The sequence below is a fragment of the Stenotrophomonas sp. genome (genome assembly GCF_032103445.1).
Taxonomy (GTDB): Bacteria; Pseudomonadota; Gammaproteobacteria; order Xanthomonadales; family Xanthomonadaceae; genus Stenotrophomonas.
Genome location: NZ_DAMDFR010000021.1, coordinates 13,235 through 28,443, shown reverse-complemented (window position 1 = coordinate 28,443; position 15,209 = coordinate 13,235). Strand labels below are relative to the sequence as shown.

Genomic DNA, 15,209 nt, shown 5'->3' with positions numbered 1-15,209 from the left:
AGGGACGCGCCATGCGCGTCCGTACGGAATGTCCCGGGACAACGAAGGACGCGCATGGCGCGTCCCTACGGGGTTATCCCTTCGCAGCCAGCTGCCGCAGCACGTACTGCAGCAGGCCGCCGTGCTTGAAGTACTCCACTTCCTTCGGCGTCAGCAGCATCACATGGGCCTTGAAGGTCACCACGGTGCCATCGGCCTTGGTCGCGGTGACGGTGGCGGTCCTGCTGGCCCCGTCCTGGAGGCCCGTGATATCGACCACCTCGGAGCCATCCAGGCCCAGGCTCTGTGCGTTCTCGCCGGCCTGGAACTGCAGCGGCAGCACGCCCATGCCGACCAGGTTGGAACGGTGGATGCGCTCGAAGCTCTCGGCCATCACCGCCTTCACGCCGAGCAGGTTGGTGCCCTTGGCCGCCCAGTCACGCGACGAACCCGTGCCGTACTCCTTGCCTGCAAACACCACCAGCGGCACGCCGTCGGCCTTGTACTTCATCGCCGCGTCGTAGATCGCCAGCTTTTCCGGCTCGCCACCCGCCTTCGGGAAGTACAGCGTGTTGCCACCTTCCTCGCCGCCGAACATCAGGTTCTTGATGCGGATGTTGGCGAAGGTGCCGCGCACCATCACATCGTCGTTCCCGCGACGGCTGCCGTAGCTGTTGAAGTCGGCCGGCTGCACACCGCGTTCCTGCAGGAAGCGTCCTGCCGGCGAATCCTTCTTGATGTTGCCCGCCGGCGAGATGTGGTCGGTGGTAATTGAGTCACCAAAAAGGCCCATCACCCGGGCGCCGTGCACATCGTCCACGTGCCCGACCTGCATGGTCATGCCATCGAAGTAGGGCGGGTTCTTGATGTAGGTCGATGCACCGTCCCACTCGTACAGATTGCCCTCGGGCGACTGGATGGTGTTCCAGCGCGAGTCGCCCTTGAACACATCCGCGTAGTTCTGCTTGAACATCTCCGGACCGATGGTGGCGGCGATGACATCGCCGATTTCCTTGTTGCTTGGCCAGATGTCGCGCAGGTACACCGGCTGGCCGTCGCTGCCGGTGCCCAGCGGTTCGGTGGTGAGGTCGATGTCGGTGGTGCCGGCAATCGCATAGGCCACCACCAGCGGCGGGCTGGCCAGGTAGTTCATTTTCACTTCGGGGTGCACGCGCCCTTCGAAGTTGCGGTTGCCCGACAGCACCGAGGTCACCACCAGGTCACCGGCGGCAATGCCGGCGCTGACTTCGGTGGGCAGCGGACCGGAGTTGCCGATGCAGGTGGTACAGCCGTAGCCGACCACGTAGAAGCCCACCTTTTCCAGTTCGGTGAGCACGCCGGCTTTTTCAAGATAGTCGGTGACCACGCGCGAGCCTGGGCCCAGCGAGGTCTTCACCCACGGCTTGCGATCCAGCCCCTTGGCGGCCGCATTGCGGGCCAGCAGGCCGGCTCCGATCATCACCGCCGGGTTGGACGTGTTGGTGCACGAGGTGATCGCCGCGATCACCACCGCGCCGTCCTTCAGGCGGAAGCGCTGGCCGTCCAGTTCCACATCCGAATAGCCCTTGGCCAGCTGCTCGTTGCCGACCGCGGCGCCGCCGCCCTCGTTGACGAATTTCGACACGTCTTCATTGCGCTTGTCGCGGTTGGTGGTGAGCCCACCGAGGTTGTCGCGGTAGTTCTGCTTCACGTCCTGCAGCAGCACGCGGTCCTGCGGGCGCTTCGGCCCGGCCAGCGACGGCTTCACCTCGCCCATGTCCAGTTCCAGCGTGGCGCTGTAGCTGGCGTGCGGGCTGTTGGCGTCGTGCCACAGGCCCTGGGCCTTGGCATAGGCCTCGACCAGGGCGATCTGGTCTTCGCTGCGGCCGGACAGGCGCAGGTAGTTCAGCGATTCCTGGTCGATCGGGAAGATGCCGCAGGTGGCACCGTACTCCGGGGCCATGTTGCCGATGGTGGCGCGGTCGGCCAGCGGCAGGTGCTGCAGGCCTTCACCGAAGAATTCGACGAACTTGCCGACCACGCCGTGCTTGCGCAGCATCTGGGTGACGGTCAGCACCAGATCAGTGGCGGTGGCCCCTTCGGGCAGCTTGCCGGTCAGCTTGAAGCCCACCACCTGCGGAATCAGCATCGAAGAGGGCTGGCCGAGCATTGCGGCTTCGGCTTCGATGCCGCCCACGCCCCAACCCAGCACGCCGATGCCGTTGATCATGGTGGTATGGCTGTCGGTACCGAACACGGTATCCGGGTAGGCCACGGCCTTGCCGTCCTTGTCCGCGGTCATCACCACGCGGGCCAGGTTTTCCAGGTTCACCTGGTGGACGATGCCGGTATTGGGCGGCACCACCTTGAAGTTGTCGAACGCCTTCTGGCCCCAGCGCAGGAAGCCGTAGCGTTCCTGGTTGCGCTGGAATTCGATCTTGCCGTTGAGATCCAATGCCTCGGGCTTGCCGAACACGTCCACCTGCACCGAGTGGTCGATGACAAGTTCGGACGGAATCTGCGGGTTGATCTGCTCCGGGCGGCCGCCCAGCTTGACCACCGCATCACGCATCGCCGCCAGGTCGACCACGCAGGGCACGCCGGTGAAGTCCTGCAGCACCACGCGGGCCGGCATGAAGGCGATCTCCACATCCGGTTCGGCCTTGGGGTCCCATTTGGCCACCGCCTCGATGTGCTCGCGGCCGACGGTGGCCCCGCCGTCCTCGTGCCGGAGCAGGTTCTCCAGCAGGATCTTCATCGAATAGGGCAGGTGGGAGATGTCGAACTTCTGGCCGAGCTTGGGCAGGCTGAAGTAGTCGTAGGCCGCGCCGCCGACATCCAGCTGGCTGCGGGTGGAGAACGAATCGCTCATGCGGGGAAACTCCTCTTGCGGATGGCTTGCAATGGCCCGCGCGCGGGCCTGCTTGCGGTGGCCGGCGGGTCGGGCCGGCCGGGCAGGGCCCCAGTATGGCCGATGCCGGCAGGCCCGCAGCACCACGGGCTCAGAACGCAAGGTTATACATTCGTATGTAGCCTTCGTGTCACGGCGCGCCTGGTGTGGGCCGGGCGCGCCGTGCGGGGGCTGTGCGGTCAGGTCAGGGTCAGATGTTCTGAAGCGGAAAGATCATCCGGTCCCTGGATCGTCAGGCGATAGATGCCTGGGCGCGCTGTCGGGAGAACAGTCAATATGTGCTTGTGCCGTTCGATCCCTGGCAATGGCTCATTGTCGAGTGCCGCCTCATAGTCCAGCTCGACGAGTGGTACCTGTATGCCCTGCGCATCGTAGAAGATCGGAACTCCACGAACCAACGTACTTCCGGTGGCTGGAACATGCACGGTGTCTGATGGGCGAAATGCCACCTCGAGCTTGGTACAGACGACGTTTCGGGTGTCATGGAGGTACACGGTACGCGTCCCTGCCTGCTGGCCATCCACGACTGCATGGATCGCTATTTCCGCGGGCCAAGGGCCCTGATAGGTCTGCATAAACGGCGCGTAAATCGACAGGACCCACTGGGCATGCATGCTTTCAAGGAAGAGTCCCATATGCTGACCATCTTCGCCGTTGAGCAGATAGTCAAACTGTACGTCCGATTCTGGTGGCAGCGAGGTGGTCAGCAGCACGTGCTCGGACACGCCCCGAACAGGGGGGTAGACGTCTCGGGGAGATGCCTCAAACCCGATGTCCAGTGGGGGCTTCAATGTGAGCGGAAGCGTCACCGAAGCTCCGGAAGCTTCACTGATCCTCACCTGTGCGCCGCCCTCCGCCGTGCGCGGTGCGATGCGAATGATATCGCCGTCCACCACAAGATCTGGCGGGCTATCCGGTAGTACGACGGCCCAAGAGACTTCGGCCCGCGGCACCTCCAGTCCAGCGTGATCGTAGAATGTTGCCCGTACCAGAACGAGCACGGTTTCGGTATCTGAGACGTGCGCAGGATTGGGAAGAAGTTCTCCCTCAATACGGTGCACCTTCATCTGACGCGTGTCATGCAGCCACAACGTAGCGGTGTCGACAATCTCACCGTTCCGCGATGCCTGCAGCATGAGCTGGACCGGCCAACTGCCAGGATGGTTGGCAATGAAACCGGGATGCACCCAGATCATTCCGCCTGCATGGCTTCCAGGGCGCAGGTCGATGCCCGCTGGTACGCCGGGTGCGCCGTTGGCGACCAGACTGAACTCGATCTCTTCACCTGCCGGGAGTTCCGTCGTGAACGCCACCAACGACGGCGCAGGACTGAGCAAAGGCGGATACAGGTTGGCCTGGTTCAGAGCCAGACCGATACTGCGGTTGGACGATTTCATGTGCAGGCCCTCCGTGAATGACCCCCGTCATCGGCTTTGGGAAAGCGGCCACAGCATGCTGTACTCGATGGCTATTTCACTATCAGCTCTGTCGAGCCACTGACGCCTCCTGGCCCCAGAATCGAAACGCGGTGTGTGTCGGCGTCGGCAACAGGAGCGACGGAAAGCACGTTGCCCTCCCGGTGGATGCCTTTAATCGGCTCATTCTCGACGGCGACGTCCCACGTTACCTCGGCGGGCGGAATCGGAATGTCCTGCGCGTCGTAGAGTCGTGGATGCGCTACAACCTCGGCAGTTCCGAACTCAGGACGTTCGACTGTTGCAGAGGGCAGAAGGTCCACCTCGATGCGTGTGCAGACCAGGGTGCGTGTGTCGTGCAGCTTGAGTGTGCGCTTGCCCACCGGTTGGTCGTCCAGGAACGCCTGCACGGCAACTTCTGCAGGCCATTGGCCCTTGTAGCTGGTGATGAAAGTGGTGCTGAAGAAAAGCTCCCAATCGGTTGATATGCGCCGGATTTCGATGCCAGGATGCGGCCCACTCTCACCATTGAGCAGGTAGTCATAAGTGAGTCTGGGATCTGACGATATCGATGAGCGGATCGGCACCGATACGCCCGCCGTCTCCCTGATGGGCGGATAGAGATCGTACTGGCCCAGGTGAAGGTCCATGTCCAGCAGCGGTAGAACGTTCAAGATCATCATTCTCGACACGCCCCGCTGCTCACCGATCCGCACCTGAATGTCGCCCGGCGATGCGTGCGGCTTGAGAATGACCGATGTACCGTTCACTTCCACGCCCGCGGGATTGTCAGGCAAGGTCACGCTCCAGTTCACCTCGTCTGCTGGAACCTTTACGCCTTCGCGATCATAGAAGGCCGCCGATGTCCGGACTGCCTGATCCTCGTCCTCCAACAGGTAGGCTGGGTTCGGGGAGAGCCAGGCATCCACGCGGTGGACATCCAATTGTCGGGTGTCGAGCAATGTAAGCGTGGCTTCGTCAATGACGACGCCACCGCGAGACGCTCTCAGAAGCAACTCAACGGACCACGAGCCGGTATGGCTCGAGATAAAGCCGGGGTACACGGACACCACTCCCGAGGCTTCGCCGGCGCGGAGCTGGACGTGTTGAGGAGTGCCAGGGACGCCGTTTACCGAAAGGCTGTAGACAACATTGTCCCCGGGAAGCACGGAGGTGAGGAAGCCGGACTCCGCCGGGGCAGTACTCAAGAGTGGCGGGTAGAGGTGAGGCGGATAGAAGGCCAGGTTGATGCTGCGAGAGCGCGCAACTTCTGCGTTCATGTTGATGATCCTCGGCTAATGACCCCCGTCATCGACTTTGGAATTCAAGCGCACAGGCTCAGGTGGAGCGTAGCCGGGCAATCGTTCAAACGCCGTGCAGCCGGCTACGGCTTGCCCCGCCACTGGCTCATCAGCATCTGCAGGAAGCGTTCGGCGCTGGGCGAGAGCAGGGCCCCGCGGCGGCGCACGATGCCGATGGTGCGCGACACCACCGGATTGCCGATCGGGCGGGTGACCAGGATGGGGTGGTCGCCGTCTGGCGTGGCCATCTTCGGCAGCACGGAGACGCCGATGCCGGCCTCGACCATGCCCAGCGAGGTGGACAGATGGGTCACTTCGTAGTGCCAGCTGAGCTTGAGGTTTTCACGCGCCAATGCACCATCGAGCAGCGTGCGGTTGCCGCTGGTGCGGTGCACGGTGATCAACTGGTGCTTCGCCAGATCAGACCACTCCACTTTGCGCTTGCGCGCCAGCGGATGGTCGCGTCTGCAGGCCAGCACGAACGGGTCTTCAGCCAGCACGTCGAAGTCCAGGTTGGGGTCGTTAGCGCCCATGAAATTGATGCCGAATTCCACTTCGCCGCGCTCGACAGCCTGCAGGCCCTCGGTGGCGGGAATATCAAGAATGCGGAAGCGCACATTCGGGTGCGCGTCGTGGAAGCGCGCCATCACGCTGGGCAGGAAGTAGAAGGCCGCCGTGGGCAAGCAGGCAATCGTGACCGTCGCACCGCGCGTGTCGTCATGACCGCGCAGCGAGAACAGCGAGCCGTCGAACTCTTCGATCATGCGCCGCACCAGCGGCAGCAGGTTCTCGCCTACCGCAGTGGTGCTGACGCTGCGCGTGGTGCGTTCGAGCAGCGGTGAACCCACCGCCTGTTCCAGCTTCTGGATGCGCCGGCTGAGTGCCGGTTGCGAGACGTGCAGCGTTTCAGCGGCACGGTGGAAGCTGCGGGTTTCGGCTACCAGCAGGAAGGCGCGCAGGTCGAGAATTTCGCAATTGATGCTCATGGGGCATTAATCATCCAAAAATCAGCAATTCACAGATCAATCGGGGTCATGCCAGTATCGAATCACAGGGTGATATTCATCCGCTACAAGCATCAATCTACCACACGTATGTCCAACGATCTCACCTCCATTCCCTGCGTCCTGATGCGCGGCGGCACCTCCAAAGGGCCGTTCTTCCTGGCATCCGACCTGCCGGCCGACACCGCCGCGCGTGACCGGCTGCTGGTGGAGGTGATGGGCTCGGGGCATCCGCTGCAGATCGACGGGATTGGTGGCGGCAATGCACTGACCAGCAAGGTCGCGATCATCGACAAGGCCAGCCGCGAAGATGCCGACGTGGACTACCTGTTCGCGCAGGTCAAAGTGGAGCAGCGTCTGGTGGATACCTCACCGAACTGCGGCAACATGTTGGCCGCCGTCGGACCGTACGCCATCGAACGGGGCCTGGTGCAGGCGCATCATCCCCGCACCGAAGTGCGCATCCACAACGTCAACACCGGCAAGGTGATCGTGGCCACGGTGGAAACGCCGGGCGGACAGGTGGTGTATCGCGGCGACACCCATATCGCCGGCGCACCCGGTGGTGCCGCGCCGGTGCAGCTTGCGTTCCTCGATGCGGCGGGCGCACGCACCGGCAAGCTGCTGCCCAGCGGACATGCGATGGAACAGATCGATGGTGCCGATGTAAGCCTGATTGATTGTGCGATGCCGATGGTGCTCATCCGCGCCAGCGATCTGGGCGTGCAGGGCGGTGAATCGCCGGCGCAGCTCAATGCCAATCGTGAATTGATGACGCGGATGGAAGCCATTCGCATCGAGGCGGGCGAACGCATGGGCATCGCCGATGCCGGCAACAAAGTGATTCCTAAACCCGTTTTGCTTTCTGCACCGCAACATGGCGGCACCCTGCAGGTGCGGTATTTCATGCCACATCAATGCCATACGGCGCTGGCGATCACCGGTGGCGTAGGCATTGCCACTGCAGTTGCGACGCCGGGTACGTTGGCTAACACGTTTGTCGGGTGTGACGCAGTGCCCACTTTGATTACTCTCGAACATCCGAGCGGTGCCCTGGACGTGGGCTTGAGTCGCAGCTCGGAACACGCGCCGGTTGTGGCCAGCGTGGTACGCACGGCCCGCCGCCTGTTTGAAGGCCGGGTGTTTGCCACCACGCCGATTGCCACCGAAACCGCGCAATGGACTTCAGCGGCATGACCTGACCTCGGGTGGCAGGCCGCGCCTCTGGCGCGACCTGCCGCCCTCCACCGAAACACCGTTACACGTAGCAGCACATCCTGGGAGGGATAGATGTACAAGCGAATTCTGATGACCGCGCTGGTCGCGGCAAGCCTGGCTGTTGCCGGCTGTGGCAAGAGTGGCTCCGAAGGGGCCGCCAGCGGCGGTGACAATGCACCGGTCCGCATCAGCGTGGGGTCGTACAACCTCAACAACCTGCCGTTCTTCATCGCCGATTCCAAGGGCTACTTCAAGGAAGTGGGCCTGGACGTGAAGACCGAGAACTTCGCCCAGGGCGGTTCCAAGGTGCTGCAGGCGCTGGTCGCCAATTCCACGGACGTGGCCGTGGGCTTCTACGACCACACCATCCAGATGCAGGCCAAGCAGAAGGACGTGGTGGCCTTTGTGCTGCTGTCGCGCAACTCCGGCCTGGTGATGGCCGGGCGTGACAACGCGACCTTCGACCCGGCGCGTCCGGAAACGATCAAGGGCCAGAAAGTGGGCATCACCGCACCAGGGTCATCGTCGGACTTCTTCGTGCGCCACTTCCTGGCCCAGCATGACATCCCGGTCGACAGCATTTCGCTGATCGGCGTCGGTTCGGGCGCGGCTGCCGTGGCGGCGCTGGAGCAGGGCAAGATCGATCTGCTGGTGAACTATGACCCCGCCGCCACGCTGATCACCGAACGCAAGGTCGGCAAGATCATCATCGACGCACGCAGCGACGAGGGTGCCCGCCAGGTCTATGGTGGTCTGTACCCGACCTCGGTGATGTATGCGAACCAGAGCTTCCTTGAGCAGCGCCCGGATGCAGCCGAGAAGATCGCCCGCGCCGAACAGAAGGCACTGAAGTTCATCGCCGACAACAGCGCTGAAGACATCGTGGCCGCGCTGCCGGACAGCTACGTCTCCGGCGACCGCGCGACCTATGCGCGTGCGGTCGAGAACGCCCGCGCCATTTTCACCACGGACGGTCACTTCACCCCGGCCGATCTGGAAACGCCGCTGAAGGTGCTGCGCGAGTTCAACAAGGACGTCGCCAACCACGACATCGACCTGTCCAAGACCTACACCAATGCCTTCGTCGAGCGCGCCAGTGCCTCGACCCCGGCTGCCCAGAACTAAGCGGAGGTAACCCATGGCCCTCAATGCCACCGTGCGCAAGCTCAACGGCGCACCGCAGCTGGAGCCTGCACAGACCATGGTTGCGATCAACCACGTCACCATGTCCTTCGGCGACTTCACCGCCGTACGCGATGTTGACATCCAGGTGGGCAATGGCGAGTTTCTCGCCATTGTCGGCCCCACCGGCTGCGGCAAGAGCACCATCCTCAATTCCGTGGCCGGCCTGCTGAAGCCATCGGCCGGTCAGGTCAGTATTGACGGGCGCGCCGTGAACGGCGTGCAGGAGTCGGTCGGTTACCTGTTCCAGCAGGATGCGCTGCTGCCGTGGAAGACCGCGTACCAGAACGTCGAACTGGGTCTGAAGTTCCGCGGCATCAGCGATGCCGAGCGCAAGCAGAAGGTCACCACGTGGCTGGCCAAAGTGGGTCTGACCGGTTTCGAACACCGTTACCCGCACCAGCTTTCGGGTGGTCAGCGCAAGCGCGTGCAGATGGCGCAGGCGCTGATCGTGGAGCCCAAGGTGATCCTGATGGACGAGCCGTTCTCGGCGCTGGACATCCACACCCGCCACCTGATGCAGAACGAACTGCTGCGTCTGTGGCAGGAGGATCGCCGCTCGGTGATTCTGATCACGCACGACCTGGAAGAAGCCATTGCCCTGGGCGACCGCGTGGTGGCGCTGTCGTCCGGCCCCGCCAGCCGTGTGGTGCGCAGCTTCGACGTGGATCTGGAGCGTCCGCGCAACGTGGCGGAAATCAAACTCGACGAACGTTTTACCGACCTGTACCGCGACATCTGGGCCTGCCTGCGCGGCGAAGTGGAGAAGAGCTATGCACGCCAGGACTGACAAATTCATCCAGCTCGCGCTGATCATCCTTGTCTTCGGTGGTTGGGAAGGCGGCATCGCCATGGGGTGGGTGGATCCGTTCTTCTTCCCGGCTCCCACTGCCATTGCCAAGCAGTCGTGGACCTGGCTGTCGGATACCTCGTTCTACCAGCATGTGTACATCACCCTTACTGAAACCGCGCTGGGCTATCTGATCGGTACCGCGCTGGGCGTGGCCGGTGGTGTGTGGCTGGGCCTGAGCCGGCGTTCGGCCCGCATCCTGGATCCTTTCATCAAGGGCTTCAACGCGATTCCGCGCGTGGTGCTGGCTCCGATCTTCGTGCTGTGGCTGGGCCTGGGCCTGTGGTCGAAGGTGGCCTTGGCAGTGACGCTGGTGTTCTTCACCACCTTCTTCAATGCCATGCAGGGCGTGCGTGAAGTGAATCCGGTGGTGCTGGCCAATGCCCGCATTCTGGGTGCCAGCCGCAGCGACCTGCTGCGCCACGTGTACTTCCCGGCGGCGGCCAGCTGGATTCTGTCCTCGCTGCGTACGTCGGTTGGCTTTGCGGTGGTGGGTGCGATCATCGGTGAGTACCTCGGTGCTTCGGCGGGTCTGGGCTATCTGATCGCGCAGGCCGAAGGCAACTTCAATGCCGTGGGTGTGTTTGCCGGCATCATCATCCTGGCCGCCTTCGTGCTGGTGATCGACGCCTTGCTGGACCTCGTAGAGAACAAGGTCATCACCTGGCGCCCGAACGCGCAGCAGGGCGCGACCAGTTGATGGTTTGACGTGACACCGGGACCGCCCGGTGTCACGGATCCCGTAGAGCCACGCCCTGCGTGGCTGTCCGGCAGATCGCAGCCACGCAGGGCGTGGCGCTACATTCCCCCCGCATCATTGCAATGCACCCGCCTTGACCTGAGGTCGGCGGGTTGGAGAGAGAACCCATGAAGACGCATCCCGTGCTGCCTCGCGCAGCGCTATCGGTGGCGCTTGGCCTGCTGCTGGCCAGCGGCCACGTCGCCGCCCAGTCCACGCCGCCGGCTCCGCTGAGCCAGGCCGAACTTACCGCGCTGGTGCAGCAGCAGGCACAGCAGATCCAACAGCTGCAATCCCGCCTTGACGCGCTGGAAGGCACCGGCACCTCCGCAGCGGCACCTGCAGCTGCCCCGACCCCTGAACTGGAAACCCGCGTAGCGAAGCTGGAAACGCAGCAATCGAAAGCACCGAAGGTGTCCTTCAGCAAGGGCGCACCGGAGTTCACCAGCGCCGACGGCAATGTGACATTCCGTCCCCGTGGCCGCCTGTTCGTGGATGGCTCGAGCACCGACGGTTCGTCCAGCAGCGACCGCAACATCTCCGGAACCGAAATCCGTTCGGTGCGTCTGGGCGCGGAAGGCCGCTACGGCATCCTGGGTTGGGCGGTGGAGGGTGATTTTGCCGACAACGAGGTGGCGTGGAAGTCCGTGTACGCCACCGTGGACCACAGGGTATTCGGTCTTCCGGCTGACCTGACCGTGGGTAACCGCTTGAACGATCGCGGCATCGACGGTTCCAGCAGCACTTCGAACACGCCGTTCCCGGACCGCAACGTGGTCGGCACGCTGATGCTGCCGCAACGCGGCCTGTTCGGTGTCGGCCTGACCGAGCGCGTGTATGGGAAAAACTGGCACGCCAGCCTTTCTGTGGCTGGCAACGATTTGAACAACGTCGGCGACAACAACGACAGCCAGGCCTGGGCCACGCGCGTGCATTGGAACCCGCTGGTCAGCAAAGCGGCCACCCTGCATCTGGGGGCCTGGGCGTTCCATGAGGAAATCGCCGCCGGCTCCACCGGCGTGCTGCGCAGCTCGGCCATCGCCGGTCACTTCAACGATCTGGTCAAGATCACCCCGGGGACGTTGGCGGGCACCGACCGCAGCACCGCCTATGGCGTGGAAGCCGCCGGCTTCTTCGGTCAGGGCTGGGCCACGGGCGAGTGGGGTACGCGCAACCTGCGCGGAGCGGACGCGACCGGTCGTTACGATCTCGATCATGACGCCTGGGCCGTGTCGGCCGGCTGGTTCCTGAGCGGTGCCAGCCCGTCGTACTCGGCCAAGGCCGGTACCTGGGGCAAGGTCAAGGTGGCCGACCCGGTCACCAGCGGCGGCCGCGGCGCGTGGGAACTGCGCGGCCGCTACGAAGACGTGGACTACGCCGAGCTGCCCACCGGCGGCACCGGCCACGCCTGGACCGTAGGCGCGAACTGGTACCTCAACGACTACAGCCGGGTGATGTTCGACGTGATCCGCTGGGAAACCGACAACCGCAGCGGTGCTGTGCAGGGCAAGGACGAGGGCACCACGTTCAATACGCGGCTGCAGGTGGCGTTCTAAGGGGCGTTGCCGGGCACCCACATCGCGTCGGTGCCCGGCGCTCGTCACGGTTCACCGTCCGGCAGCGACCAACTGGAAGCTGCCAAGCTCCTCAAGATCATGCATTTCGGATCTGACTTTGAACCTCACCTCGCCCGGTTGCGCGAGGGGATAGACGTAGATGAAGTTGCCATCCGCCGAGACGCCGGCTGGCGGGTCGATGAGGATGACCTCCCAGTCGCGCGGTCGGAATGGAAGGATCACGTGGTCCTTGTCGAAAAACTCGGCGAACACGTGGTTTGAGGTTCGATCTGGATCGCTGGGAATCTCAACGGTGTGTGTGTAGGTCAATCGCATGAAAGCGGCAATCGCGTTGTTTGGGTCACGCAACTGCAGAATACCCAGATCCACAGGTTTTCCGCCTTTCAAGTAGCGGACCTCCACGATGGCTGGCCATGGCCCCTGGTAGTTTTCGGCGAAGGTACTGTAAAACCTCATCCAGCCGGATGAAGTGGGCATCCCGAATCCGATGTCCGGATGCGGCCCCAGCACATTATTCACGCTGTACTCGAACTCCGGCTCCTGGATCTCAGATGGCAGCTGCGTGTAGATAAGCACTGTCTCGCTGTCCACCAGTGATGGGTAGATCGCGGGCGGGAAGAACTTGATGCCGATGTGATCGCTCGGTGCGCCGACGATCTTCAATGCGACCGTCTGGTCGATTCCATACTTCGCCGAACTGACCTTGACAGCCACCTCGCCGGGCTGTGCATATCCATAAACGTAGACCAGATTGTGCGAGACGATCACGCCAGGCGCAGGTTCAATCAACTCAAGTTCCCAATCTGTTGACCGCGGAAGCGGGTAGTGATCCTTGTCGAAGAAGGTGGCCGCAAAGTGGGCAGATGTGCGATCAGTGTCTTTGGGGATTGTGACCTCTGGCGGATGCTCCACTTTCATTGAGTGGGCAACGGCCGAGCGCGGATCGCGAAGTTGCATCAATCCGAGGTCCACAGGGTGGCCGTCCTTGAGGCAGCGCACTTCCAGGTTGATCGGCCAGCTGCCGTGATAGTTCTGGGTGAAATATCTGTGGAACTCCAGGATTCCGTAGCGCGCCTGGGTCATGGTGAAGATGATGCCGGGATGGGGTCCGGGTTCGCCGTTCACCGTAAAATCGAACGACACGCCCTGTGCATCCTCAGGCAGGTCGGTGTACACCATGGCGACTTCAGATCCTTCCAAAGACAAATACATGCCGGGCGGAAAGAACTTGAAGCCTACGTGCTCATGGCGAGTGGTGGTCATGTCTGGTTCCTCCAGAACTGAAGCGTTGACCCCCGTCATCGCTGAACCTGGCTGGATGGTAGTGCCACCTCCGGTTAAGTGGATGTGTTGGCATCTGGCACTGGTAGAGGCGGTCGCAAGACGCCTGCCGATATCGGTGAGCGGTGCAATAACGCATGGACCCCATCGGGGCAACGCCTGCGTTCAACGTTCATGCCCTATCGGTCGTTGCACCACTATCGGCAGTCGACTGTCGTGCGACTCTACCGGTGCAGTTCATGCAGTCCATGCAGTCCAAGCAGTCCAAGCAGTCCAAGCGGTCCACGCAGTCCACGCAGTCCAAGCGGTCCATGCAGTCCAAGCGGTCCAAGCGGTCCAAGCGGTCCACGCGGTTCATGCAGTCCATGCGTCTCACACGTTTCGTGCGATAGGCTTGGCGTCGCGCACGCAAGCCGATAGAGAAGGCACCCGGAAACGAAAACGGGGTGCCAATGGCACCCCGTCAGGTCAACTTTGCTCGGGTGACTCAGCCGCCCAGGAACGGGTTGCCGGTCTTGGCCGGGGCTGCGCCGCGCGACTTCTTCTTCAGCACGCCATCCTTGCCGAACTCGAACACGGTGGATTCCTGCTTGTTCTTGAAGTGGCCGATCTTGGCGTAGTCGTAGTACCAGACCTGCTCGTCACCCAGCTGTTCTCGGCGGGTCGGGGCACCGAAGGCGTCCTGGATCTGGTCCTTGGTGGCCTTGCCGACTTCGATCGCTTCAAGCGTCTTGTCGGTGATTTCGACGCCGGACTTCACGCCGCCGAACGGATTGGCGTGTGCGGGAGCGACGGATAAGGCAAGCGGGGCGGCCAGAACGGCGGCCAGGGCAAGCGCGGAAATACGCATCGTTGGGATGTCCTTCTCAAATTCGATGGGTGGCGTGAGCCGGGTGGTCGGGCAGGGTCCCAACGGGGCGTCCTGCTCCGGCAGCGCGAGGCTGCGCGCCCATAGTACTGATGTGAGGGTGAAATACTGCCAATTGCGTCAAATTCCCGGCTGAAGGGGTGACGCAGGTCGCTGAACGGTAAGAAACAAGGGCCATCCTTACCATGGCCATGCGCTCTCCACAGTGGCGGTATGGCCCCCAAAGTATGTATAATTCGTGCATACCGAAGAGGGCGTACCCAATGGAAGCCACTGTCGCTGAACGCGGTCAGATCACGCTGCCCAAGGCCGTGCGCGACGCGCTGGGCCTGACCAAGGGCACCCAGCTGAAGGTCGAGCTGGACGGCAGCCGCATCATCCTGCGTAAGAGCGTTGACGACGCCATATCGCGCGCCCGTGGAAAATTCGCCCTGGATGGCTTCGATTCGGCCCAGGCCGCCGTGCGCGCGGTGCGCGACGAGGACTGATCCGTGATGATCGCCGTCGATTCACCGGTGCTGGTGGAACTGCTGAGCAATGGCCCGCAGGCCGACGCGGTCGAAGCCTGCCTGCGGCAGAGCCTGGTCAGCGGCAAGGTGGTGGTGTGTGGAGCCACCCTGGCCGAGGTCTGCGCCAGCCTGCGCGGCGGTGCCGAGGTGCTGGAAGCGCTGGAAGAGATGGGTGTCCATTTCAATGCGCTGGAAGCCAAATCCGCCCTGCGCGCCGGCGAGATGCACCGCCGCCATCGCCAGCGCGGCAGCACCCGCCGCAGCCTGGACGACTTCATGGTGGGGGCCCATGCACTGCTGCAGTGCGACGGCTTGATCACCTGGAACGACACGTTTTACCGCGACTACTTCAAGGGCCTGAAGCTGATCGTGCCGAACGCCTGAGCCCGCTGCATT

Annotated in this window: 13 protein-coding genes; 7 read left to right on the top strand and 6 right to left on the bottom strand. The window is 63.0% G+C overall.

The window, feature by feature from the left end; all coding sequences use genetic code 11:
• Window positions 1-73: 73 nt before the first annotated feature.
• From acnA to RT551_RS09925, 4 genes are all read right to left on the bottom strand, one after another.
• The gene (gene acnA / locus RT551_RS09940) at window positions 74-2,830 is read right to left on the bottom strand and encodes an aconitate hydratase AcnA (protein WP_313458080.1); all 2,757 of its coding nucleotides are present in this window, start codon (window positions 2,828-2,830) and stop codon (window positions 74-76) included.
• 218 nt (window positions 2,831-3,048) lie between these two features.
• Window positions 3,049-4,266, bottom strand: coding sequence for a hypothetical protein (locus tag RT551_RS09935; protein ID WP_313458077.1), 1,218 nt, complete (start codon window positions 4,264-4,266; stop codon window positions 3,049-3,051).
• A 71-nt stretch (window positions 4,267-4,337) separates the two neighbouring features.
• Window positions 4,338-5,564, bottom strand: coding sequence for a hypothetical protein (locus RT551_RS09930; protein WP_313458075.1), 1,227 nt, complete (start codon window positions 5,562-5,564; stop codon window positions 4,338-4,340).
• 104 nt (window positions 5,565-5,668) lie between these two features.
• Window positions 5,669-6,571: a LysR family transcriptional regulator gene (locus tag RT551_RS09925; RefSeq protein WP_313458073.1), complete on the bottom strand. Its 903-nt coding sequence runs from the start codon at window positions 6,569-6,571 to the stop codon at window positions 5,669-5,671.
• Between the two features lie 108 nt (window positions 6,572-6,679).
• Between RT551_RS09925 and RT551_RS09920 the strand changes: the two genes are divergently transcribed.
• The 5 genes from RT551_RS09920 to RT551_RS09900 all read left to right on the top strand — a co-directional run bounded on the left by RT551_RS09920 (window position 6,680) and on the right by RT551_RS09900 (window position 12,134).
• On the top strand, window positions 6,680-7,786 hold the full coding sequence (locus tag RT551_RS09920; protein ID WP_313458071.1) for a 4-oxalomesaconate tautomerase: 1,107 nt from the start codon (window positions 6,680-6,682) through the stop codon (window positions 7,784-7,786).
• A 93-nt stretch (window positions 7,787-7,879) separates the two neighbouring features.
• Window positions 7,880-8,932 carry an ABC transporter substrate-binding protein gene (locus RT551_RS09915; RefSeq protein WP_313458069.1) on the top strand — a complete coding sequence of 351 codons (1,053 nt, stop codon included), beginning with the start codon at window positions 7,880-7,882 and terminating at the stop codon, window positions 8,930-8,932.
• Between the two features lie 13 nt (window positions 8,933-8,945).
• Window positions 8,946-9,779: an ABC transporter ATP-binding protein gene (locus tag RT551_RS09910; RefSeq protein WP_313458066.1), complete on the top strand. Its 834-nt coding sequence runs from the start codon at window positions 8,946-8,948 to the stop codon at window positions 9,777-9,779.
• On the top strand, window positions 9,763-10,539 hold the full coding sequence (locus RT551_RS09905) for an ABC transporter permease (RefSeq protein WP_313458064.1): 777 nt from the start codon (window positions 9,763-9,765) through the stop codon (window positions 10,537-10,539). The genes RT551_RS09910 and RT551_RS09905 overlap by 17 nt, the downstream gene beginning before the upstream one ends.
• Before the next feature lie 167 nt (window positions 10,540-10,706).
• On the top strand, window positions 10,707-12,134 hold the full coding sequence (locus tag RT551_RS09900) for a porin (protein ID WP_313458061.1): 1,428 nt from the start codon (window positions 10,707-10,709) through the stop codon (window positions 12,132-12,134).
• A 51-nt stretch (window positions 12,135-12,185) separates the two neighbouring features.
• On the opposite strand, the gene RT551_RS09895 is transcribed toward RT551_RS09900, so the two are convergent.
• Window positions 12,186-13,418 (bottom strand): hypothetical protein, encoded by a 1,233-nt coding sequence (locus tag RT551_RS09895; RefSeq protein ID WP_313458058.1) that lies wholly within the window; start codon window positions 13,416-13,418, stop codon window positions 12,186-12,188.
• Window positions 13,419-13,923: 505 nt separating this feature from the next.
• Window positions 13,924-14,286 carry an outer membrane protein assembly factor BamE gene (gene bamE, locus RT551_RS09890; RefSeq protein WP_311191107.1) on the bottom strand — a complete coding sequence of 121 codons (363 nt, stop codon included), beginning with the start codon at window positions 14,284-14,286 and terminating at the stop codon, window positions 13,924-13,926.
• A gap of 281 nt (window positions 14,287-14,567) precedes the next feature.
• On the opposite strand from bamE, the gene RT551_RS09885 reads away from it, so the two are divergent.
• Window positions 14,568-14,792 carry an AbrB/MazE/SpoVT family DNA-binding domain-containing protein gene (locus RT551_RS09885; RefSeq protein ID WP_282295902.1) on the top strand — a complete coding sequence of 75 codons (225 nt, stop codon included), beginning with the start codon at window positions 14,568-14,570 and terminating at the stop codon, window positions 14,790-14,792.
• Window positions 14,793-14,798: 6 nt separating this feature from the next.
• Complete coding sequence (locus RT551_RS09880) at window positions 14,799-15,197, top strand: type II toxin-antitoxin system VapC family toxin (protein WP_125361015.1); 399 nt, start codon at window positions 14,799-14,801, stop codon at window positions 15,195-15,197.
• The last annotated feature ends 12 nt before the right edge of the window (window positions 15,198-15,209 follow it).